The sequence below is a fragment of the Aquibacillus sediminis genome (assembly GCF_005870085.1).
GTDB lineage: Bacteria > Bacillota > Bacilli > Bacillales > Amphibacillaceae > Aquibacillus_E > Aquibacillus_E sediminis.
Genome location: NZ_SZNM01000015.1, coordinates 1 through 22,662, shown reverse-complemented (window position 1 = coordinate 22,662; position 22,662 = coordinate 1). Strand labels below are relative to the sequence as shown.

Here is a 22,662-nt window from a genome sequence, read left to right as displayed (position 1 = left end):
GTGTGAGCGTTTTTGTATGATCGAAAGAGAGGTCATTTAATGCAGGGGATAAAACAAACTATGAGGAATTTCTATTTGCATGTTACTAATTATTGTAGTCGAATGTCTACTAGACAATTAAGGTGAAGTTTTCTAGTTTCTGCAGGTAAAGGTGTGGATTATGAAAAGGGGATTAAGAATGAAAAATTGTCGTAATTTTTTGTTGGTAATGTTGTTAACAGTAGTATTAATTATCTTTACTGCTTGCGGCACGTCCGCTAAGCAGAGTACAAGTGATCGACCAGCAACAAAGGGTGCGCTAGATGTTGATGCAGAAATTAGTGAAAAGACCGAAGAACAAGATCAGGTTGCTAAGCAAACTGATCAGAAATCATCGGCACCTAATAGTCAAATTACAAGCGGGGAGGAAGCGGTCCAATACTTAAAGCAACAATTAAAAGAGGGAAACGATGATGCTATTACGTTTGGTACAGATGGAAAACTTGTAACCGATGACAACGGATCGTATTATACGATCCAGCTGGTTGACATACAATTGCGTGTATCTGGCAAAACAGGAAACTTAGGTTACTACAAAGTTTATCAAGATGGTACATATGAATTATATCAATTGGAAGTGAGTGATACCGAAAAAGAAGCATATATCAAGCAGTTAAATGCGATCGAACAAGAGATGAAAGAATTACGACAAAACTCGGAAGCGACAACAACATTAGATATGGAGGAAGAGGAAGCGAATAGATATAAAATTTGGGATGTGGAGTTGAACGAAATTTATGGAGTCTTGAAGGAACAGCTTAGTAAAGAACAGATGGAAAAATTAAGAGAAGCACAACGGAATTGGATCAAACACAGAGACGAAACTGCGAAAGAAGCATCGTTAAAATATGAGGGCGGCTCCATGGAGTCATTAGAATATGTTGCTACACAAGCAACGCTTACAAAAGAAAGATGCTATGAGTTAGTTTCTAATTATTTGCAGTAGTTTTATATGGTGCCTGTCACCCAAAGTTTTTTCATGGGACATTTAGTGCGCTATTTCAAGAAAAAAGGCCTGTTTTAGGGTTCGAGCGGACATTTAGTTCTCTATTTCATTAAAATCTTGGCAAAAAGGCTTGTTTTATGAGAAATAAAGGAACAAATGTCCGATCAGCTCTCAAAATCATTGTTTTGAGCAAGAATAGCGGAATAAATGTCCGCTCCTTCTACAAGCAACCGATCTGTTTTCATGTGATACCAAGATACTCAGATGAACTATTGGTTGGTAGAGGAATTAGATATTTGTTTAAAGGTTTAGAGAACAGAAGAAATAAATCGTTATGAGAACGGGTGCTATTTTTCTTATTGAAGTAAAGTAGCGGGACTATACTCAAAACGATGATAAGTATTTACATAGATAAAATAAGGGGAGAATTTTTTTATTATGTTAAGAATAACAGGAAACAAAGTTGTTCTAAAAGAAGCAACAACAATGGAATTGGATGAACTATATTTTTGGAAATTCGAAGAGAAAAAACAAGAAGCAAAAAAATGGAACGGTCCTTATATTCCTGAAGAGAAATTAACAAAAGAAGCGTACAGAACAGGTTGGGATAACGAAATTTTACCAGGCATTCCTTCTTCACTTGTTATACAGTGTGACGGAAAAACGATTGGTTACGTTGGTTCTTATTGGATTGATAGAAACACAAACTGGCTGGAAACAGGAATTGTGATCTATGACAGCAATTTTTGGAACGGTGGCTTCGGTACAGAAGCATATAAATTGTGGATTGAATACCTTTTCACCTCCACTGATATACATAGATTAGGTATGTCAACGTGGTCAGGAAACGTAAGAATGATAAAGGTAGCGGACAAATTGGGAATGAAAGAAGAAGCTAGAATAAGAGAAGCGAGAATGGTTAATGGTGAATATTTTGATGCAATAAAGATGGGGATATTGAAAAAAGAGTGGGAAGCAATCAATTGTAATTAAATCCAATGTTTCTCAACAAATGGTATGCATTTATGGAAAAGGCAGTTCCTCCATTGTTTGAAGAAAGATGTACGATCGTTTAAGAATCAGTTCAAGGTAAATACATATCAGAATATAGGAAAGGGAGGAAGGTTTATGATCAAACCACCTGCTTTAAGAAAAGGTGATCGGGTAGCGATTATTGCACCAGCGGGACCACCAGACAAAGAGCATATGATACAGGGAAAACGTGTACTTGAAGAAATGGGGCTTAATGTTGTTTTGGGGCGATCCTTGTTCGACGTGAAGGAGGATCTTGTTGATTTAGATCAAATGAGGCTTGCTGATTTGCACGATGCCTTTTTCGATCCGGCTATTCGCGGGATTTTTTGCGCTAATGGGGGATTCGGTACAGCTAGAATTGCACCATTGATTGATTATGGAAAGATACAGAGAAATCCTAAGATATTCTGGGGGTATAGTGATATTACATATCTCCTAAATGCAATTCAAAAATGTTGTGACTTAGTTACTTTCCACGGACCGATGGTGGCATCCGATTTGAATGACAAAGCAAGAACAAAGGAGACAGCATCCTCATTTTTATCTTTATTCACTGGAGAATCTATGACTTATGACTCTAGTAAATCTCCCCTCTACACGATAGTTAATGGAACGGGAGAAGGTCGTTTGGTGGGAGGGAATCTAACTTTGCTCACCAATGGTTTGGGAACGCCCTATCAAGTGAATACAGACGGAGCCATCCTACTCATTGAGGATGTTCAGGAACCTGCGTTTAAGATAGATTTAATGCTTACTCACCTCGAACAAGCGGGGGTTTTCGATACTGTCGAAGGTGTGGTTATTGGTAACTTCCAAGTGGACCCAGACGAAGACACGAAAATAAAAAAGGTGTTTCAAGATTTTTTCGCTAGTGCATCTTTTCCTGTTGTTGAGAAATTTAACATCGGACATTGCCAACCTAATTATGGCGTGCCACTAGGAGTAAACGCAAAGCTTACAACGTCTCCGCCACGATTGGTAATTGATTCAGGTGTGATGTGAAAGTAAATGAGTTGAAATGCTGTTGAAAAACGTCAATATTTTTACAAATTGGTAAAGAAGAATATATGAAACGAATGGGTTGCGGCAGCTTTTATTTTGTTAAAGAAAAAGGTATGTTTAATAACTTTTTTTCGTGATGCTAAATAACCTAAATTTATATGGTCATAAGTTACAAACCAAACAGATGGTATCCAATTTAAATTAGAAAGGACATGGAGAATATGCCTTATGTCAAAACAGATCGATTAACTTTAGTTACTTTCTCAATAGAAATGATGAAAGCTTCTTTAGTCGGTAATGGAGAGTTGGAAAAAATAACAAATTATAATGTGCCATCGGAATATCCTATGGATGTTTATAAAGAATTACTTCCTTATAAAATTGAACGATTAGTCAGTATCCCGAAGAGAATGAGTGGGAAGGTATTATCATTCACACAGATGATAATATCATTATTGGGGATATGGGATTTAAAGGTGGACCTGACGAAAATGGAGAAATGGACTTAGGATACAGTATTCTTCCAAGTTATCAAGGTAATGGATATGCTACTGAAATGGCAATTGCAATGATTGAGTGGGGGTTGAAACAACCAAAAGTTAAGAGAATAACTGCAAGCTGTTCAAATGAAAATTACGCATCTATACGGGTGTTAGAAAAAGCAGGCTTAAAACAGATTTACAATGAAGCCAATGAAATTTATTGGGGTATTGATAACATGTGAAATAGTGTTGCTTTTAGTAAACGGCGGCATTACCACAACGAGAGGAACCAGTTTCACTTACATAAATAAACGGAATATAGGGAGAGAAAAGCAATGATCGTTAGAGAAATCAAAACATCTGATGCTGAAAAACTAACAAATCTTACAAAGGAGGTTGAGAAAAGTTCGGACTTTATGCTTTGGGAAGCCGGAGAAAGAACTATGCAAACGGACGACCAATTAAAGATGATAAAGAGCATAAAATCTGCTGAAAATTCTACTATACTAGTAGCAGAAAAGGATAATGAATTAGTAGGATACTTGTTAGCAATAGGTGGAAATGCACGAAGGAATAGGCATTCAATATACGTTGTCATTGGCATTTTACAAGGGTTTAGAGGGCGAGGAATTGGAACAAAGTTGTTTAATGAATTGGAGCATTGGGCTAATAACAATAATATCACTAGGTTAGAGTTAACCGTCGTCACAAAAAATGAGGCAGCTTTATCCTTATATAGAATAGTAGGGTTTGAAATAGAAGGGACAAAAAGAAATTCACTATTCATTGATGGAGAATTTGTTGATGAATACTATATGTCGAAAATCTTGTAGTTCATGTGGTGCCTGTCACCCTCTGTTTTGGTGTTCATTTTCACGAAATAGCGGAACCACGAACCGGTTCATGCTATGAGGCGGTTCCTCATTCCGCTATTCGGCAAAATACCCCCATTTTGAAGTGCGAAGCGGTTCCTCATTCCGCTATATGGTGTTTTTTAATGATTTTCCCTACTTTAGGACCTATTAGCGGACTCACGGACCGCTACCCCCTGTATTAGAAGCTTTTTTCATGAAATAGCGGACTCATGACCCGGTTCCCCCTACGAAGTGGTTCCTCATTCCGTTATTCATACGCTGCCTGTCCCCCCCCCCCCCGTTAGACGGAACACAAAAAAAGCACCTGGCCCTCCAAATGGACAACTGTCCACGAAGTACCAGGTACCTATGTTTTTATTAATTAAAATGCCGGAATCGCGGCTTCGCCTTCACGAGATTCTAAAAACTCGCGAACGTCTTCGCTTGTCATCGCATCCGCTAGTTGTTGGATTAATTCGGAGTCCGCATTATCTTCACGTGCGACTAATGTAATTGCGAAATTATTATCTTCTTTTTCAGTAATGAGCGCATCATCAGCTGGAGTTAGATCTAAGTTACCAGCGTGTGTTGGGTTAATGATCACGCCATCAACATCTTCATATAAACGAGTTAATGCAGCAATACCTGCTTGCTCAAAACTATAGTTGTGTGAGTCTTCTACAATATCCTCTATTCCGTAATGTCCGCCATCTGTTTCGTTCAATTCAATTAGATCGTGTGAAGCTAACAGGCGAAGGGAACGATCGATGTTAGATGGATCATTAGCCATTCCAATCGTTGCATCTTCAGGAAACTCTTCGACGCTTTCGTAATCTTTCGCATAAAGGCCGAAATTAGCAAAATAAATCGGCTGAATGTCTGCTAAAGTAGCTTCTGAGTTTTGGTTGTACTGATTCATAAATGGAACATGTTGTGAGAAGTTCGCATCGACTTCTTCGTTTGCTAGTGCTTCGTTTGGTTGAATATAGTCACCCATTTCAACGATCTCTACTTCAATATTGTCTTCAGCAAGATTTTCCTTTGCAATTTCGACAACGTCTAACATAGGTGATTCCACGGCAGCAACTTTTATTGTTTGCTGTGTAGTTTCACCATTATTATTGCTATTGTCATCACTTGATTCTTCTACATTCTCATTGTCGTTGTTGCCGCCGCATGCGACAAGCACAGATACTAAGGCTACCATTATGATCATGAGCCATTTTTTCATTATGAATCTCTCCTTATCGTTTGTCTATTTTTCTTGCTAATGTAATGCCGGCATATTGAATGAGTTGTACGAATATCACCATAATAATGATAATATAAATCATCAAATCGGTTCGAAATTGTAGGTAACCATAACGGATGGCAAAGTCGCCGATCCCACCACCGCCGACGACACCCATAATCGTTGAGTAAGAGATAAAGCTAATCGTTGATGTCGTCATACTTAAGACGAGTGCTGAGCGTGCTTCCACATACAAGAATTTGAAAATAATATCTTTGACCGACGCACCCATCGAAACAGCCGCTTCCATCACGCCTTTAGGGACGTCGAGAAGCGATTGCTCTGCAAGACGAGAATAGTGCGCGATTGCGATAATGGTCATTGGCACGGTCGCAGCTGCTGTACCAATCGCTGTTCCCATAATAAAACGGGTAAACGGAATCAAAAAGATAACGAGTAACAAGAATGGAAACGAACGAATAATGTTCACGATTAAGTTCAACGATGAAAAGACGACTTGATTTTCAAGTAATTGCCCTTTGCGACACAAAAATAAAAAGGTCCCAACTGGAAGCCCAATCAACAATGCCGCTAGGATCGAAAAACCAACCATAATAAATGTTTCACCAATCGATACCCAAATCTCCGTTTGATACTTCACTATTATATCAGGCATGGAGGTCACCACCTGATTTCAACCGTTTGATAATTCCTTCGGCGCTATGTTCCATTTTGTGTACACCTGTCGGCTCAATCTCGATTTCTTCATAGACTCGGCCATCTGCCATCACCGTCACTCGTTCACAGACGCTCTTGATAACTTCCATTTCGTGACTAACAATGACAATGGTGACGCCGAATTCTTGATTGATCCGCTGTAATACTTTGAGCACTTCCGCTGTCGTATTCGGGTCAAGTGATGATGTGGGTTCATCACATAACAACACTTTAGGGTTGTTGACAATCGCCCTTGCTATCGCAACGCGTTGTTTTTGCCCGCCACTAAGCTGCCCCGGGTACTGATCTTTTAACGTATCGAGGCCGACAAAACGCAAGCTCTCCATTACCTTTTCTGTCCGGTGCTTTTTCGGAACTTTAGCTAATTGTAAGGCCACGACGACATTATCGAAAACCGTTTTATTGCTGACTAAGTGATGCCCTTGGAAAATCATCGCTAACGACTGACGTATCTGACGAATTCGCTTCCCCTTTAAATGGTTTAGCGTTTCGCCATCGATGATCACATCTCCTTTATCAGGCTCTTCGATCAAGTTCATCAACCGTACTAATGTTGATTTCCCTGCACCACTTGCGCCAATAATCCCATGAATTTCTCCCGACTCAATATGTAACGATACCGACTGAATGGCTTCAAACGAGCCGAACCGTTTGCTGACATTATCTAATGTAATCATAAAAAAAACCCCTTCCTTATATGAAAGGTGATTCAAAACGTATTTATTATAACTGAAATTCATGTAGTTGTCATTATTTAACAATTCTTGAAACGGTACCCATACTTGTATATACTCCATCTACATTTAAAGTTGTTTCCAGTTACATAAGAAGAATAATCAGATGCTAACCATAAAGAAGCTTGGACAATTTCCTCAGGTTGTGCAACTCTTTCTAGCAAGCTAGGTTGTTTTGCATAGGCTGCTGGATCAAAGGTGGACGTGCAAATCTTCCATTATCGTACGGTGATAGCGAAGGAAAATAGGAACAACATGTTACTTAATATAATCAAAAAAGAAAAACGCAAGAATGGACATTTGAAATTGGTAATTTATTTCTATTAAAATACGAAGAATAATAGGTGTGTGTACACGAGTAAGACGAATGTTTTAGAAAAAGAAGGAATTGTCGCTTTGACAATTCCTAAATTCCAAGTGATTTGCAGTAAAGTTTAAGGTTAGTTGTAATAGGGAGGAGAGATGTTTTGAGAAAATTATTGCCTATTTTGTTTGTTACTTCTGTATTACTAAATAGTATACTACTATTCTTTTTGTACACAGAAAACGTAAGTGAACGTGAAGAGAAAGAATTGTTAATTACTCAATATGTAGAAAACTTATCAGTAATAGCAGCTAATTTTAATGACTTAACTTTGGAACTGTCAAATAGAGAAAATGGAACTGTAAATGAAGAATTTGATATATACAAAACGATTGCAAATGATTTAAAAGAGTCAGACACACTGCTACACTCGAACGAAGAAATGTATTTGAATAACGTTGATGAAGAAATTCTTTCTCCAAGTATGAGGGCATTGAATATGGAAGGGTTAGGTTATATGCCTATGATTTGGAGTAAATTCCTTGATGGAGAAATAGAGCAAGAGTTATCTAATATAAAAGCGTATAATTCTTTACTAAATGAATTTTTCGAAAAATTAAGCGAAACTGACTTTCAAAACGCAAAAAGTCCTAAAGAAATGACACAAATATTGAAGGATGTTTCAAGTGAATTAGTTCCTCAAAATTAGTAATAACGCTGTTCAACTAATGGGGCAATTCTATCTAGAAAGAGAATGCTTTTATTATGGAGGTAACGGCCAAAATTGTTCAAGTTTCGAAGGAGGATATAATGAAACACATTCTAAAAAATATGATTTTAACGATGGTCGTCTTTTATCCCGGTGCAACCGTCCGTAAGACTCCCACTTCAAAACATGAAGTGAAACAAGATGTTTAAGTGGGAGTAAACGGACGCTAACACCCCGATTGGTTCAACTAACACTCGGTAGGGGAAGGAGCAAAAAAACCACTGAGTGAAGTTTCACTTTATCTACTTATCTTTTCGATCTCCCCAATTTTTGTAGATGTTTTTTAAAACCTTATGGATTTACATCAATGCAAGATGATGATGCAATAGTAACGTATATTGGGATCATTCTACTTAGTGGACTAATAGTTGGTTGAACTACTGCTATTATAAGAAGAATAGAAAACTTAGAGGAGAAAAGAAAGTAATCTTTACTAGATCGTAATGGTACCAAAACGGTACCTGGTACTTCAAATAGACAACTGTCAACGAAGTGTACTAGGTACCGTCTTCTGGTTTTTCTTCAGCTCCAAACTGTATGGATTTTTCATCGTCTTCTTCTTTTAAAACAAGTGTGAACTTTCCTTTTCCAAGAATAAAAAACTGGAATACAGAGTTATCTCTTAACGTGGTCCCTGTGCACAACCCGTTTTTTGTCGAATTCGACATATCTTGGGATGTGACACAGGTACTTTTGTTCACTACTTCAATCACTCCCCAATATACCGAATTGATGCAATATGCGTCCGTGACAACTGAATCACCTCTTGAATAAATTCCTCCTGTGAGATTTTAAAATTGGTGTTGATCCAATTGGAAAGTAAACCATAAAAGCCATATGCTGTATAGCGGGTAAAGTAATCCATATCCACTGGTATGTTGTTAATCGTTTCAAACTGAAACTTTTCCTGATAGATTTTTAATATCGTTTGTGGGAATTTGGTATGTATTTCCGGAATGGTATCTTGATAGTTGATCAATTCAAAGAAGTTGCGATTTTTATAAATAAACCTAACAATTTCAAAGGACCTTATGTTGAGATTAGTCGTATGAATTCTTTCTTTTAATTGATATGGTTTTCCTACAGCTTCCTCAATCCCCTTAAGCATCGTTTGGAGTAAATCTTCCGCTAAATAAAATTTATCATGGTAATGGGTATAAAACGTACTCCGGTTGTATTTGGAAGAGTGGACAATATCTTTGACAGTAACAGCACGGAATCCCTTTTCTTTAATTAAGTCAATGAGTGCTAGTTGGAAATGTTCTTTTGTTCTGTTTTTGCGTGGAGTTGACAGATGGTCCTCCATTAGAATCCCCCCAAATTAATAATCAATTTTATCTCCATTGTATAGTTAATAGACATTTTCTATTAAAAAGTCTATCTAATAGACTTTTTAAAAATATTGATGGTTGGATGACATCGATAAAGTTACTAAAATAAAGTTGTAAACCTTTTCATTGTTAAAAGGTTACTATATAGATTATAACAGGGGGAGTAGACAATGGGGAAATTACAAGATAAAGTAGCAGTGATCACAGGTGGGGTATCTGGTATTGGAGCTGAAACCGCACGTTTATTTGCAGCTGAAGGGGCTAAACTAGTATTAGTAGATATGAACGAAGAAAAAGGGGCTGCACTAGAGAAAGAGTTGAAATCTCAAGGTTTAGAAGCACTGTTTATAAAAGCAGATGTAACGGTTGAAGAAGAAGTAAAAAATATTTTTAATACCACTGTATCTACTTTTGGTAAAGTCGATGTTCTATTTAATAATGCAGGAATCGGTGCTGTGAAACCGACTGAAGAATTAACCTATGCAGAATGGAGAAAAACGGTAGAAGTAGATTTAGATGGCGTATTCTTGGTTGCACAAGCGGCAATCAAGCAATTTTTGAAAGCTGGTAGTGGTGTCATTGTTAATACGGCTTCAATGTATGGATGGGTTGGATCACCAGGAAGTGCTGCATACAATGCAGCAAAGGCTGGGGTTGTTAACTTGACTCGTTCACTTGGTTTAGAATATGCAGACCGTAATATTCGTGTCAATGCGCTATGCCCAGGATTTATTGAAACGCCAATCCTCGGTGAAACTGATAGAGAATTCCTAACGAATGCAACACCAATGAAGCGTCTTGGTAAACCAGAAGAAATAGCAAAAGCTGTCTTATTTATGGCTAGTGAAGATTCCACCTTCATGACTGGTAACTCCCTAATCGTTGATGGTGGATATACAGCACAATAGAGGGCATGTAGGGTTGTCCTAGTTAATAAGATAGACTGAGTTGATACACTCAGTCTATTTTATTCTGGCGGTGCACCTTTTTCCTGTTTCCCTTCGTAAAATTGACGATGAAGCCTGTAAACTTGCTCCGCTAATTCGGGAACAGGGCCATCTATGGTAGTATTACGAATAACATCTTGAATGGGCAAATTCCGAACACGCGATGGCGTAACACCGAATTCATTCAACCATTGTATCAACTGTTCAGACGAACTGGCATAAACGATCCGGCCTAAACCAACCCAACCGTGGGCCGCAGCACACATAGGGCAGTGTTCACCAGAAGTATATACTGTCGCTTTGCCTCTTTCTTCTAATGTCATGTTCCCGGCTGCCCATCGTGCTAAAGCAAATTCTGGGTGTTGGGTATGGTCTCCATCTGCAACGTGGTTATGGTCTTCTGCAAGTACGTCTCCGTTGGCTGAGACAAGAACTGAACCAAATGGCTCGTCACCTTCTTCTAACGCAGTTTTTGCTAGTTCAATACAACGTCGCAGGTGCTTTAAATCTGAATCATTTATCATAATGGATCCCCCTTTTGCAACATTATTCCCTAGTCATGCCCCGTCTGCATAGACTACACTTATTATAAATCAATCAGATTTAGCGGTGTTTGGCAAGTAAGTTCCTTTTAAAAAAATAAACATTCCTTTATGAAACAAGTTTGAGACCTACTGCAGCACCTAATACCATTCCTATGAAAACACAAAACGGTACCTGTACTTCAAACAGACAACTGTCCACGAAGCGTACCAGGTACCGTCTTCTAAAAAATATTACATTTCTTTAACCGTGGGTAGCACACTTTTACGTCTGCGAGACCATATCACAACTGGAATAAGTATTAAGGACAAAATCCCTCCTGCCAGTGATAACGTTTCGTAACTTGAACCAGCAACAACCATTCCTGATAAAGCACCACCAGATGCTCCTGCTAACGCTATAAAAACATCCACGGTTCCTTGTGTTTTAGCCCGTGTGGAAGGTTCTGTTGAATCAACAATTAGGGCTGTACCACTTATCAAGCCAAGATTCCACCCTATTCCGAGTAAAGAAAGAGCAATAACCATAAGGACTACAGACTCACCCGGTGCAATTGCAGCTATGACACCGGAAAAGAGCAATGTAACGCCAGAAGCAATTGCCATGGCAGGTCGACCAATCTTATCAACAAGAACTCCAGTAAAGAGGGAAGGAAGGTACATAGAACCTATATGAAAGCCAATAACAAGCCCAATCGCACTTAAACTATGACCATGATCTCCCATATGAACTGGGGTCATTGTCATAATAGCAAGCATCACAATCTGAGTAAGTACCATGATAGTAGCACCAACTGTTATTCCTTTTTTATTTCGTTGATTGTCATGTGGTAGTTGGTCAGAATCCGTATGTTGCTTATTCGCATTGATTTTTAACGCTATTATAAATGGGTCAGGACGCAAGAAAACAAACAACACAAGGCCTGCTACAATAAAGGCTGCAGCGGATAAAAGAAAGGGTCCTGCGAGTTCTGGAACACCAATAGTGAGAGCGAAATTTCCCATCACGTCCACTAAGTTTGGTCCAGCAACTGCACCGAATGTCGTGGACACCATCGCTATACTAACAGCAGTACCTCGCTGTTTAGTCGTTGCTAAGTCTGTACCAGCATAACGAGCTTGCAAATTTGTTGCCGTACCCGCACCATATACCAGTAGGGAAACAAATAATAACAGCACACTGTTTAGGATAGCAGCAAGCACGACACCTATTGCTCCTAGCCCACCTGTTATAAAGCCTGTGGCGAGCCCCATCCGTCTTCCGAAACGATTAGAAAGCCTTCCTACTGTTAATGCAGCTCCTGCCGATCCTAACGTAAACAATGCTGCTGGAACTCCTGCAAATGCGTTTGTTCCAAGCATTTGTTCTGCAAGCAATGCTCCAACGGTTATGCCGGCAGCTAATCCAGCTCCACCAAACATTTGAGAGATAACTACAATCATTAATGTGCGTTTATATAATTGTGTTTGTTTCTGTGGCTGATCGATATAACTTTGTATCAGATCGTTTGAATCTCCAGACATTAGAACACCTTCTTTTCCGAAATTTATCTCTTAAAAAGTAATCCCCCCAATTTAATTTATTTGGTCTTCAAATTGATTCCAATCTTGCACACTGTTTTCTAGGCGAAAGGCATTTATTCCATTTGTTTTTAAAAGTTCTACTGCTTCAACCGACATCAAACAGTATGGTCCTCTACAGTACGCAACAACATCACAGTTTGTTGGTAAGGTGGAGAGTTTTTCCTTTAATTCTTCAATTGGCATCGAAACAGCACCCGGAATATGTTCTTTGTCATATTCTTCTTTCGGTCGGACATCTAACAATAAGACTTCCCCATTTTCCATCCTGTCTTTAAGTTCTGAAAGGGAAACCCCATCCATACCAAGATTGGCATTTAGGAATTCTTGTTTAATTTGTTGCACCTCTACAAACTGTTTTTCTGATAAAGTATGCATCGAGTTTAGAAAGTCAGCAATTGCAGCATCTGTTAACTCGTAAATTACATAGTTCCCTTTCTTTTGAAACGTTACCAATCTAGAATTAGAAAGGGTTTGTAAATGTTGAGATACATTTGCCACAGACATAGTAGTTGCTTTTGATAATGCCTCGACCGACTTTGGACCTTGAGATAAAATGTCAAGAATCTCCAAACGTTTTGGACTCGAAAGACTTTTCCCTATTCGTGCAAATTCTTTATATAACATATCTTTTAAATTTCTCTCGTTCATCATGTTCACCTACCAACTATTCAAGTGTTTTATTGAATAGTTAAATTGTAAGTCTAGTAGTAACTTTTGTCAAAAAATTTATTTGCCGTGGGACAGAGGGACAGGTTTGTTGTATTGTGGTACCTGTCACAACCGGTTTGTAGAATTCGACATATTTCGGTTGTCACACTTTTAGTTACACTTATGTTATAGGGGGATGTATCCTCAAGAAGGGGAACGCCCTATTTTGATGGGAAATAAAGAAAACAGTTTATTTTAAAAGAGTTTGTAACTATATAGCGACTATTTTAAGTAATGACGTTAGTTTATTGATAAAGGAAGGCAAGAAATAGTAACTTATGAACATGGTAACTTTCGCATTTACAATCTCATTTATATACTTGTTGAAATTGTTTGTTTAATGAGAAGTGGATGTGTAATAGAAGGTTTTCTTAAAAAAACAGTAAGTCTTCAATTTTTCCAGTTTACTGCATTAACGGGTTAAGAGAGTGGAACAGGAAATTTCAGCTCGGATGTATACAATAGGGGGATGAAAAGTTATTTTTTAGTAGCTTTTTGATTGCTATTTTGATAGTTAAGTATATATTTTTTGATTTTGCAATAAAAAATTGATTGCAGCCAAACGACCTACCGCAATCGCGCCCGATTGCGGAAGATCATTAGCTATTGGATAGTATCGTTGTACTGCGAAACAAAAGAGGCCTTTTAAAATCATTCCTTCTTCAACTAAAGCTCTCTTAGCTGAAAAACAGAAGTAACTTTTTAGTGTCTTCTATAGTTCCTTGTAAGAACAATGTGATAAATGATAAATCCTATCGTTAGACCTGGTATTAAAGAAAGTATAGGTAGAATTACTGGACCTAATACGATTCCCATTATTTTTAGTTTTGTTGAAAAAATCAATCCAATTGTTATAAAAAAAGCACTAAATACAAAGGGGATATACGAATATGGATTTATTTCTCCTTCTGCATCCCTATATGCATCCCACATGGCAAACATATACAAACAAGGATAGAACATAAGCCATTGATAATTTGTAACATCAATGGCTTTTTGTATTTCACCTGTAAATGAATATATAATCGCTAAGTTGAAGTCACTTAATACATTTACAAGAAATTCTAAAAGAATAAATATACTCCCTTTGTATAACCTTCCATTTAAGAACTGACCAAATCCTGGTAATGCTATGCTCCATAATAAAGCTTCATGTTTTTTAGGTTTTTTATGGTAGCTCACCTAATATCACTCAATTCATTTTTTGTTTACGGTCTTCCATTTGAGGCGGCTCTTCCATCCAACCATTTTTAATCATGATTCTTGCGCCCTTATGAGCATATTCAAAAATATCTTTTATAAAAATCCCATTTTTTGCGGACAAGTCATTTCGTAAACTAAAAGCAGTTCCGAGTGAATTACTTCCCATTGAAAAACTACAAAAAAGACTTGTACAATACATCATTAGCTTATCAGAAAATGGAGCTACTGTTGAACGAGTTGCATTCCCTCCTGGAGTTTGAGGAGTTGGAAGGTTTGTTTGAATCAGGACTTCACTCAATTCTTTTACAATGCCTTTAGCAAGCTCTGCACCCTCATTAAAGTATTTTTTTACCTCAACATCATTTGCACACTGTCCAAAACCTAAAATCAATTGTAAACCTGTAATATTTGATTCAATAGCTTTATGAACGTAAGAGACCTCTATCGTATTCATTGTTCTTTTTTGACTAAATGGATTGAGAGTTAGCCCACCTAAATAACTAGTATCTTTAACAAATTCAACTGATTTTGGCATCGAAACGTGAGGTGTTCTAACAAGTAACCCCTTTTCAAGCAAATATTGAGAGCAAATCCTGAAATACTTTTGGGTGATAGCTGTAAGGTTTTCAAAAAGCATATTTATATCTTCACGAAACGTCATTGTCATATTTAATGAATGTAATCCCATACTGATTTGTTTTAAAAGGCGTACAAACATAATGTCAAAACCATTATCATATAGCTTTGGGACATCCTTATTTACATCTTGTGATGTATATCCAACTGGTATAACAGCACCTTCCTCTTCATAGATCTGAACAATTTTGCCAACATATATTTCAAGTTCTTCATGCAAATTAGTCATAATATCCTTGGCTTTTTCATCATCTGCTTTCGCTATAAAATACTCTAACATTCGCAGGATCATTGTTTTTTCTTGATATGTAAGCCATAACGTTCCTAATTCTGATGATGTAATTGATGCTTTTTCTGGCATAATTAACCCTCCCTAAAATAATTAATGTTAGGTTGTGTCATTTATGGCAGATTCATACTATTGTTACGAAAAATAATTTGCCTCCCTTAGCTTAAGTTATTTCACAAAATCATCTAAAACAGAAAAAATTTACTGCACAGTAATTGTCCGAAATCAGAATGAACCTCGCCTATTGGTCATTAATATTAAGGGCTAACGAATGAAGTCCAACAGAAGTGAATATTTTTTTATGTCATAGGTGGAAACAGCCTTTAAGATGAAGGCAGCAGCTCCTCCTCGTAAAAAGACCTATAAACATTGCTATGTACTTGAGCAGATCGTCAACGTCACAAAAAGTGGAATGAAAAGATAATGCTGTGGAATTAAGGGAACATTATAAACATGCATTTGATCTGGATGAGTAATTACTTTTTGGGTCAAAGAAAATTCAAATAAGGGAGATGTACCATGACTAAACATAAAATCTATACTATGAGTGTTGCGAGTGTCTACCCCCATTATATTAAAAAAGCGGAGAAGAAAGGACGTACGAAAGCAGAAGTTGATGAAATCTTTCGCTGGTTAACAGGGTATAGCCAGGAAGGGTTAGAAGCCCAACTAGACCAACAGACAAACTTTGAGACTTTCTTTGCAGAAGCTCCCAAGCTAAATCCTTCACGAAGTTTGATTAAAGGTGTGATTTGTGGTGTCCGAGTGGAGGACATTGAAGAACCAACGATGCAAGAAATTCGCTATTTGGACAAACTGATCGATGAATTAGCAAAGGGAAAAGCGATGGAGAAGATTTTGCGGGAATGATCGTACTGAATTGGGGTTGCCCCTCAAGCAATTGGGCAGTGCTACATAATGAAGGCCTCCAATGTATGTAATTGGTTACTAATACAAATCCTATTTATACAATCTGTTATATAGGGGTTTGTATATGAGAAAGAATCTTAAAACTAGAAATCAGCATATTATTTTGATGACGTGTATTGTGTTACTAAGTGTTTTCACTCATTCATTACGGGATATTCCTAAGTATTATAAGAATATGGCTTATGTTGGTTCATTTAATGCAATTTATTATCTATTATGTAGAAGGCACCTTGTTTGGGATTTTGCCCCAAATGGTATCCATTGGTTGGTTATCCGCTTCATTTATACGCTAATTATAACTCCCTTAATCGTTCTTATCTTCTTATCAAAAATGCCACGTGAACGAGTAAGGCAAGTCTCTTATATTATTAGATGGACGATCATTGCTTCGATTGTTGAATATGTGGCACATAAGAAAAAATTAATCCTCTATTCCCATGGGTGGAATATTTACTGGTCCGGTTTAATATACGTTAAAATGTTTGTGTGCAGCCATTTATTTTCTAAGAGACCTTTGATTACATTGGCTTTATCTACAGTTTCGACAGCTTTTTATATTCTTAAATTCAAAGTACCAATATTGGTAAATCACCGCTCCAAGTATTTCGAGCCGTTGGTTGACTTTTACTATCACACATTTCTTGAGGATATATTTGGGGATAAAAAACGAAAAAGACGTAAGCTACGGTATTAATAGTGGTCTGGCGTAACAGAGACAATTCAATAAATGATCCATAGGCGTCTTCCTTCGCGACGAATGGAATCAGGCACTGCATATGGACACTTGCACATATGGTGCCTGACCTTATTACGCAGACCCAATTGACAAATAATATCATTATCTCTTTAAATTCCTCTTTTTCATCATTGTTATTGCTTGAGGTAATCCACCAGTAATTTTTCCGCCAGCCATCCGATTACTTACAAACTCAGTAGGGAATTGATTTATAAATTTGTTTTCACTATCAAAAGTTTGTTTGGTTTCATATGCAAAAATTCGTGTAGTGTCAAGAGAACGAAAGCTATCAATGGATAGTATTGAGGATTCAACGTTACCCATTGGGAACAGGAGCCGATCAAAAGGTATACTATGCGACCAATGTTTCCTAATACGTTTTTTAATATTATTTGTCGTACCAACATACACTTGTGAGTATTCATCAAGAACCAATAGGTAATATCCTGGTTTTCCCTCATACAGGTTAAGGTCGTACACTTCCGTGAATTGCTTATTCCGTTTAAGAAACGCTTCTATTGCTTCACAAAATTTACTGTGATCAAGTAGCGAGAAATATTCCATGTTTAAGTCATAATTTTTCAAACTGTCCTTCAACTGGTTTTCACACCATTCATCTGTGTAAAATTTTCCTGCTTCATCAGCATAAATATCCCTGGAAAAACGAACTAATGAATTTTTGTTACTCACCACTGCATATTTTTCTCGTGTTAACTTCAATCCACGTTTTCCTTCAAGTACCTTTACTCCAAAATGATATGGCATAACATCCCTCTTTCACATCCAATTTCATTTCAAATACTTACGACCACTCAGGTTTATGGAAAATATGACATGAATAAAAAAGTCAAAGGCTTGCTGAAACTAGTCGTCGGGCACTCCATATGGATAACTGTCCACGCAGAGCCCTGTCTCTAGTTTTATTTCGTTAACCCTAATATTAATTCTTTATAAATATCGAAGAAGGCAAAGTAGTAATCTTTATAGACATATTCGTCTGTTTTGTGTGCCATTTTTGTTTCACCTGGTCCAAACATCATGAATGGGAAGGTTTCATCTTTATCTCTTAACAAGTTGGATCCATCCGTTACACCTGGAGACCCTTTAACCGCAATGTCTAAATCTAAATATTTTTTACCGAGGTCTTTCGTAAGATCAACCATGTCAGACTGTCCTGAAGTGAAAACACTTGGCAAGGACATGGTCACTTCAACCTCAATGTTCGCGCCTTCTTGATTGTATTTGTCCGCTGTTGTGTGGAATAAGTCAATCACTTCATCGTTATCAAATTCTGGAATAGTCCGCACGTTTATTTCCGCTTCTGCTTTTTCTGGAACGGAATTTACTTGGTTGCCTGCATTAAAAATAGTGGTACTCATCACCAATTGATCGAGGACATCATTTTTGCGATCATCGCCATTCAATTTTTCGTCTAGTTCTAATAGATAGGCCATCAATGGATTAATCGCGTTATACCCTTGATCAGGCATCGAACTGTGCGCCGCTTCACCAATGGATGTTATTCGAAAGTTAAGGGAGCCTTTGTGTGAGTAAATAATTGTGTCAGGAGAAGGCTCTGCAACCCATAGATAATCGACATCATCCATATAGCCTTCTTCGTATAATTTTTTAGAACCTGCGCCACCGACTTCTTCACCAGTTGTTGCCATAAACCGGACCGTACCATTTGTTAGTTGATTGTTCTCTTTGAGTTCAATCATCACTAAGGCAAGGTTTACTAAACCAGCTTTCATGTCATTTGTTCCACGTCCGTATAATTTTCCGTCTCTTTCTGTCAATGTGAACGGGTCAGACGTCCACTCGCTTTCATCACCAGGAGAGACAACATCCATATGACCAGAAACACCAATGACGGGACTGCCGCTTCCAATTTCAGCGATTAAGTTAACGCGCGTGTCTGTAACAGGAACAATCTTTGATTCAATGTCGTACACAGCAAATAAATCTTTTAAGTAATTAGCGACTTCGATTTCATTTTCGTTGACAGATCTAATCGCAATTAAATCAGATAAGATCTGTATTTTTTCTTCTTCAGTAAACTGTTTCATACCAAAACCCTCCAACATGATCACATCCTAACAGGCAACCATCCCGGACTGCTTGAAGATGCACATGATCTTTTTATTTATCACCATAAGTATACAACTATATGTTACCCAAAAGATGATTCATAAATGAGCGACATACCCTTTCTTCGGATTCTCGCCGGTGGTGAAGAGACTGATGGAAGGTTGTTTCTTGTATGTTGTTGGCGTAAAATACCTAATACAATTGGACTTAATTTGAAAAGGAGATTTATATGATCAATAAAGTTAACCATGCCGTTTGGAACAATGTTTACATTTTACGACCAGGATGGAAATGAATACATGTTAAGAGAAGATAAGTAACGAGGAACCACTTAATCTATTGTAACAACATGATCCGAACCCACTTCCCGAGATAAAATGGTAGATACAAATTAGGAGGGTGATATGATGAGTAAGTATGGGACACTACATAAGAAAGATGGCCGTTATGCATTAAGATTCGAACGATTTTTTGACATGAAGCAGGAAGACGTCTTCAGTGTCATTACCGATCCAAATGCTTTTACCCAATGGTATCCTTTTGCAACAGGGGATATGGATCTCCAGGTAGGGGGGGAGATTGGCTTTGATGATGGCGAAGGGTCTACATATGAGGGCGTTATAACCGAATTAACCCCACCCCATACCTTTGTGTTCCGCGAGGTAGATGATTGGATTCAAATGACCATCCAACCAAAAGATCATGGTTGCGAAATGGTGTTTACGCACACATTTGATGATAAAGAAATGATTATCTATGTTGCGGCAGGCTGGCATAGATGTTTGGATGCGCTTGGTCAAATTGTCAAAGGACAACAAGTACAATGGCAAGACAATGCTTCTGAATTAAGGGAGTATTATAAGGATGCATTCGATTTGAATTAGTTTTAAACGTACTGATCAATCACTTTTACCGGGAAAAGTAATAGGTAACCCCCTTTTAGTTAAAATGTCAATCAAATGAAGCGAATGAACAAATCAAAATATGAAATGATTCATTTGATTGTAACAATTTTTCAAGGCATCAATGGTAGAATATGAACGAGCTAAGAAAGGGGAACAGTTATAATGGAACATCCACAAAATGACATTCTTCAAAAATTGGAAGAAATGAATCATAAGCTTGATCAAATCGAATCACGATTAGCACGACTTGAGATCGTGGACAGTATTGAGCATCGTGTGACGGTAAATCAAATTGATATAACCGATATTAAAGAGTTGCTAGAAAAGAACGGCAATACGATTAAATTGGATTATGATGCTTTAGTAGGTGAGGTAACCAAACAATTAGATCGCACATTAACAAATCAATTCCATCAGTTCCATAGGCGGTTAGATTCTCAGTTATTAAAGATTGCGAAAGCAGAAGAAGACATTCTAATGTTAAAGGCTGATGAGGAATAGAAAATAGCTCCGATCCGTGGCGGTAATTCAACATAACATACTGAAACACACCATGTTCAAGTATCACAAAAGACGCTTTGGTTTTAAAATGACGGAACCAGTTCTAGGAGAGACAACGATAAATAACATACTAAGAAGTACAAAACGCATAGTGTTTTGTACTTCTTTTTTTATTGATATAACAACGTTTATTAGTTTTTGGCACTTCAGTTAACCTAACAAATAACAACCTTTTAAACAAACGTACATAAATTTATGTGCAGCGTGCAATTGCGGTGCGAAACGGAGTGTTAATAGCTATGTTATTTTAAGCTAGATATGTATGCTATGAATGAGTTGTTTTAATTTTCAGAAAGGGTTTCTGGGGTTTTATGATAAAATTACATAGAGAAATAGAACGAGCTTGTTCAACTAACGGGCAGTTTAGTTTAATAAAGGTTAACTGATAATATATAAAGTAAGAAAATATAACTGTACTGAAATAGAGGGATAATATATGTCGGGAAAAAGAAGACGAAGATTAAAAATCGGTGATGTTTATGCAATTCCCTTACCGAATGAAAAGTATGCTTTTGGAAAGGTATTCAAAGATGCTGGCTTTGGAATATATGAACATATTGGCGATAGTATTGACGATTTGCCAGATAAGGAAGAATATCAGTTTAATGTAGGTGTATATAAAGATGTCTTAACCTCTGGTAAATGGGAAGTTGTAGATAATCGCCCATTTTCAAATGAAGAAACTTTCCCTCCACCAAAATACATACGAGATACAATATCAGGTGAATTTTCTATTTATTATAAAGGTGAGATAAGGAAGTCTAACAAGGCAGAATGCGAGGGATTGGAAGCTGCGGCAGTTTGGGATGAACATCACTTAATAGAAAGGATTATGGGAGACAACAAATGGCATAAGGATTTATAAGTTTTTCAACTATTGGAGAGCAATAGTTGAACAAGGGGCTGTCGAGTATGGCAGCTCCTATTGTGTTAAAGAAGCAGGTTAATTCAAGTAGCTGCATTTTATATGAATATATCTGTTACTACACTTTGGAGGGATACAATGTCTAAAAGAGTTATTTCAATCACGATGATATTATTAGTTGTTTTTATAATTACATTGTTCTATTTATTTAACACGGAACGGAAACAAAATCACCAATACGAAGGTTATCTTTCACAGCAAATTGGAAATGAAATGAGTAAAATGTCCTCGTTATTTAAAGAGAACGCAGATGTTTGGAGAGAAATTACATCTACAAAAACAATGACAAAAGACCAAATTGCCAAATTGAATTTTAATTATAATAGAGTTATTCATAATAAAATTGAAATGCAGCAGTTAGAAACCTATTTAAAGGTGGATAGGGATAATCAAAACCCACAATATAGTTTTTATGACTCAATACTTGGTATTACTGAAGACTTCTTAAAGCATATTGAGTCTAATAGGATAAAGAACAGTTACTCATTTACAGTAAGTGATGAAGAAGATATTAAAACAATAAAAGCAATACAATCTTTGCACAAAGAGTGGTTACCTTTATTCGAAGAATATGAAAATGTTCAAGATAAAACTGTTACAGATTATTATTGGGTTGATTTCTGGAGTGAATTGGATAAAGTAACAAACGAGAATATGGAACTTAAAGATGTGATTGGTTAAAACAATTATTTTATATTAAGCTAACGGGTGCGTTTCTTCAAAAAAGAGATAGCACCTTTTTTTGAAGTATATGGGCAGGACAATTCAATAAGAATTGAGTATATTCACGTAGAAAATAGATGCTATAATAGAATTGCAAACGCTATGAAAAACTAAAATCTTAGTAGTGATTCATTTGCAAAAATGTGATAATTGCAACTCAACATTTAAATGGAGCAAAATCTTTAAATCGTTTTGGTGGACATCTTATAAACAATTGAAATGTGACATCTGCGGTACTAACCATAAGATAACTGGTTTTGGTAAAAGTACAGTTGGAGCCATGTCTATTTTGTTAGCAGCCATATTAGATGGCATTCATTTCGGAAATGACATTGTCGGTGGCGAGATAAAATAGGAACTGAAGTGGCGAATGGCGAAAATCAAAAGGAATTTTCAGTGTCTTTTTTAGTAGAAAAA

General features: G+C 37.1%; 26 protein-coding genes. 13 read left to right on the top strand and 13 right to left on the bottom strand.

Going from position 1 to position 22,662, the window contains the following annotated elements; all coding sequences use genetic code 11:
• Positions 1-178 precede the first annotated feature (178 nt).
• The 5 genes from FCI53_RS13875 to FCI53_RS13850 all read left to right on the top strand — a co-directional run bounded on the left by FCI53_RS13875 (position 179) and on the right by FCI53_RS13850 (position 4,337).
• Positions 179-985 carry a lysozyme inhibitor LprI family protein gene (locus FCI53_RS13875; RefSeq protein ID WP_246050115.1) on the top strand — a complete coding sequence of 269 codons (807 nt, stop codon included), beginning with the start codon at positions 179-181 and terminating at the stop codon, positions 983-985.
• A 438-nt stretch (positions 986-1,423) separates the two neighbouring features.
• Positions 1,424-1,978, top strand: coding sequence for a GNAT family N-acetyltransferase (locus tag FCI53_RS13865; RefSeq protein WP_138419667.1), 555 nt, complete (start codon positions 1,424-1,426; stop codon positions 1,976-1,978).
• Positions 1,979-2,113: 135 nt separating this feature from the next.
• Positions 2,114-3,022 carry a S66 peptidase family protein gene (locus FCI53_RS13860; RefSeq protein ID WP_138419666.1) on the top strand — a complete coding sequence of 303 codons (909 nt, stop codon included), beginning with the start codon at positions 2,114-2,116 and terminating at the stop codon, positions 3,020-3,022.
• A 463-nt stretch (positions 3,023-3,485) separates the two neighbouring features.
• The gene (locus FCI53_RS21925) at positions 3,486-3,746 is read left to right on the top strand and encodes a GNAT family N-acetyltransferase (protein WP_246050114.1); all 261 of its coding nucleotides are present in this window, start codon (positions 3,486-3,488) and stop codon (positions 3,744-3,746) included.
• Positions 3,747-3,839: 93 nt separating this feature from the next.
• Positions 3,840-4,337: a GNAT family N-acetyltransferase gene (locus tag FCI53_RS13850; protein WP_138419665.1), complete on the top strand. Its 498-nt coding sequence runs from the start codon at positions 3,840-3,842 to the stop codon at positions 4,335-4,337.
• 403 nt (positions 4,338-4,740) lie between these two features.
• Here FCI53_RS13850 and FCI53_RS13845 read toward each other — a convergent pair whose 3' ends face one another.
• The 4 genes from FCI53_RS13845 to FCI53_RS13830 all read right to left on the bottom strand — a co-directional run bounded on the left by FCI53_RS13845 (position 4,741) and on the right by FCI53_RS13830 (position 7,225).
• Entirely contained in the window at positions 4,741-5,589 is an 849-nt protein-coding gene (locus tag FCI53_RS13845) for a MetQ/NlpA family ABC transporter substrate-binding protein (RefSeq protein ID WP_138419664.1), read from the bottom strand.
• 13 nt (positions 5,590-5,602) lie between these two features.
• Positions 5,603-6,265 carry a methionine ABC transporter permease gene (locus FCI53_RS13840; RefSeq protein ID WP_138419663.1) on the bottom strand — a complete coding sequence of 221 codons (663 nt, stop codon included), beginning with the start codon at positions 6,263-6,265 and terminating at the stop codon, positions 5,603-5,605.
• On the bottom strand, positions 6,258-7,004 hold the full coding sequence (locus tag FCI53_RS13835) for a methionine ABC transporter ATP-binding protein (protein ID WP_138419662.1): 747 nt from the start codon (positions 7,002-7,004) through the stop codon (positions 6,258-6,260). Before FCI53_RS13835 ends, FCI53_RS13840 begins: the two co-directional genes overlap by 8 nt.
• A 77-nt stretch (positions 7,005-7,081) precedes the next feature.
• Positions 7,082-7,225 (bottom strand): hypothetical protein, encoded by a 144-nt coding sequence (locus tag FCI53_RS13830; RefSeq protein ID WP_246050113.1) that lies wholly within the window; start codon positions 7,223-7,225, stop codon positions 7,082-7,084.
• A gap of 303 nt (positions 7,226-7,528) precedes the next feature.
• On the opposite strand from FCI53_RS13830, the gene FCI53_RS13825 reads away from it, so the two are divergent.
• Entirely contained in the window at positions 7,529-8,074 is a 546-nt protein-coding gene (locus FCI53_RS13825; RefSeq protein ID WP_138419661.1) for a hypothetical protein, read from the top strand.
• A 557-nt stretch (positions 8,075-8,631) separates the two neighbouring features.
• On the opposite strand, the gene FCI53_RS13820 is transcribed toward FCI53_RS13825, so the two are convergent.
• Together FCI53_RS13820 and FCI53_RS13815 are read right to left on the bottom strand one after the other, a co-directional pair.
• Positions 8,632-8,835, bottom strand: a complete 204-nt coding sequence (locus FCI53_RS13820; RefSeq protein ID WP_138419660.1) for a hypothetical protein — start codon at positions 8,833-8,835, stop codon at positions 8,632-8,634.
• 8 nt (positions 8,836-8,843) lie between these two features.
• Complete coding sequence (locus FCI53_RS13815) at positions 8,844-9,440, bottom strand: TetR/AcrR family transcriptional regulator (RefSeq protein ID WP_138419659.1); 597 nt, start codon at positions 9,438-9,440, stop codon at positions 8,844-8,846.
• Between the two features lie 195 nt (positions 9,441-9,635).
• On the opposite strand from FCI53_RS13815, the gene FCI53_RS13810 reads away from it, so the two are divergent.
• The gene (locus tag FCI53_RS13810) at positions 9,636-10,373 is read left to right on the top strand and encodes an SDR family NAD(P)-dependent oxidoreductase (RefSeq protein WP_138419658.1); all 738 of its coding nucleotides are present in this window, start codon (positions 9,636-9,638) and stop codon (positions 10,371-10,373) included.
• Between the two features lie 59 nt (positions 10,374-10,432).
• Here FCI53_RS13810 and FCI53_RS13805 read toward each other — a convergent pair whose 3' ends face one another.
• The 5 genes from FCI53_RS13805 to FCI53_RS13785 all read right to left on the bottom strand — a co-directional run bounded on the left by FCI53_RS13805 (position 10,433) and on the right by FCI53_RS13785 (position 15,446).
• Positions 10,433-10,936: a nucleoside deaminase gene (locus FCI53_RS13805; RefSeq protein ID WP_138419657.1), complete on the bottom strand. Its 504-nt coding sequence runs from the start codon at positions 10,934-10,936 to the stop codon at positions 10,433-10,435.
• A gap of 252 nt (positions 10,937-11,188) precedes the next feature.
• Positions 11,189-12,478, bottom strand: coding sequence for an MFS transporter (locus FCI53_RS13800; RefSeq protein WP_138419656.1), 1,290 nt, complete (start codon positions 12,476-12,478; stop codon positions 11,189-11,191).
• 51 nt (positions 12,479-12,529) lie between these two features.
• Positions 12,530-13,186: an ArsR/SmtB family transcription factor gene (locus FCI53_RS13795; protein ID WP_138419655.1), complete on the bottom strand. Its 657-nt coding sequence runs from the start codon at positions 13,184-13,186 to the stop codon at positions 12,530-12,532.
• 762 nt (positions 13,187-13,948) lie between these two features.
• Entirely contained in the window at positions 13,949-14,428 is a 480-nt protein-coding gene (locus FCI53_RS13790) for a hypothetical protein (protein WP_138419654.1), read from the bottom strand.
• Between the two features lie 10 nt (positions 14,429-14,438).
• Entirely contained in the window at positions 14,439-15,446 is a 1,008-nt protein-coding gene (locus FCI53_RS13785; RefSeq protein WP_138419653.1) for a DUF3231 family protein, read from the bottom strand.
• 447 nt (positions 15,447-15,893) lie between these two features.
• On the opposite strand from FCI53_RS13785, the gene FCI53_RS13780 reads away from it, so the two are divergent.
• Complete coding sequence (locus tag FCI53_RS13780; RefSeq protein ID WP_138419652.1) at positions 15,894-16,244, top strand: DUF2200 domain-containing protein; 351 nt, start codon at positions 15,894-15,896, stop codon at positions 16,242-16,244.
• A 124-nt stretch (positions 16,245-16,368) separates the two neighbouring features.
• Positions 16,369-16,998 (top strand): CBO0543 family protein, encoded by a 630-nt coding sequence (locus tag FCI53_RS13775; protein ID WP_138419651.1) that lies wholly within the window; start codon positions 16,369-16,371, stop codon positions 16,996-16,998.
• A gap of 144 nt (positions 16,999-17,142) precedes the next feature.
• Here the strand turns inward: FCI53_RS13775 and FCI53_RS13770 are convergent, their stop codons facing one another.
• Positions 17,143-17,805, bottom strand: coding sequence for a GIY-YIG nuclease family protein (locus FCI53_RS13770; protein WP_138419650.1), 663 nt, complete (start codon positions 17,803-17,805; stop codon positions 17,143-17,145).
• 155 nt (positions 17,806-17,960) lie between these two features.
• Positions 17,961-19,109, bottom strand: a complete 1,149-nt coding sequence (locus FCI53_RS13765) for an ArgE/DapE family deacylase (protein WP_138419649.1) — start codon at positions 19,107-19,109, stop codon at positions 17,961-17,963.
• Positions 19,110-19,538: 429 nt separating this feature from the next.
• On the opposite strand from FCI53_RS13765, the gene FCI53_RS13755 reads away from it, so the two are divergent.
• The 4 genes from FCI53_RS13755 to FCI53_RS13740 all read left to right on the top strand — a co-directional run bounded on the left by FCI53_RS13755 (position 19,539) and on the right by FCI53_RS13740 (position 22,203).
• Positions 19,539-20,015 carry an SRPBCC family protein gene (locus FCI53_RS13755; protein ID WP_138419648.1) on the top strand — a complete coding sequence of 159 codons (477 nt, stop codon included), beginning with the start codon at positions 19,539-19,541 and terminating at the stop codon, positions 20,013-20,015.
• 183 nt (positions 20,016-20,198) lie between these two features.
• Positions 20,199-20,537 (top strand): hypothetical protein, encoded by a 339-nt coding sequence (locus FCI53_RS13750; RefSeq protein ID WP_138419647.1) that lies wholly within the window; start codon positions 20,199-20,201, stop codon positions 20,535-20,537.
• A 496-nt stretch (positions 20,538-21,033) separates the two neighbouring features.
• Entirely contained in the window at positions 21,034-21,462 is a 429-nt protein-coding gene (locus FCI53_RS13745) for an Imm26 family immunity protein (RefSeq protein ID WP_138419646.1), read from the top strand.
• Between the two features lie 138 nt (positions 21,463-21,600).
• Positions 21,601-22,203, top strand: a complete 603-nt coding sequence (locus FCI53_RS13740) for a hypothetical protein (protein ID WP_138419645.1) — start codon at positions 21,601-21,603, stop codon at positions 22,201-22,203.
• Positions 22,204-22,662: the final 459 nt, after the last annotated feature.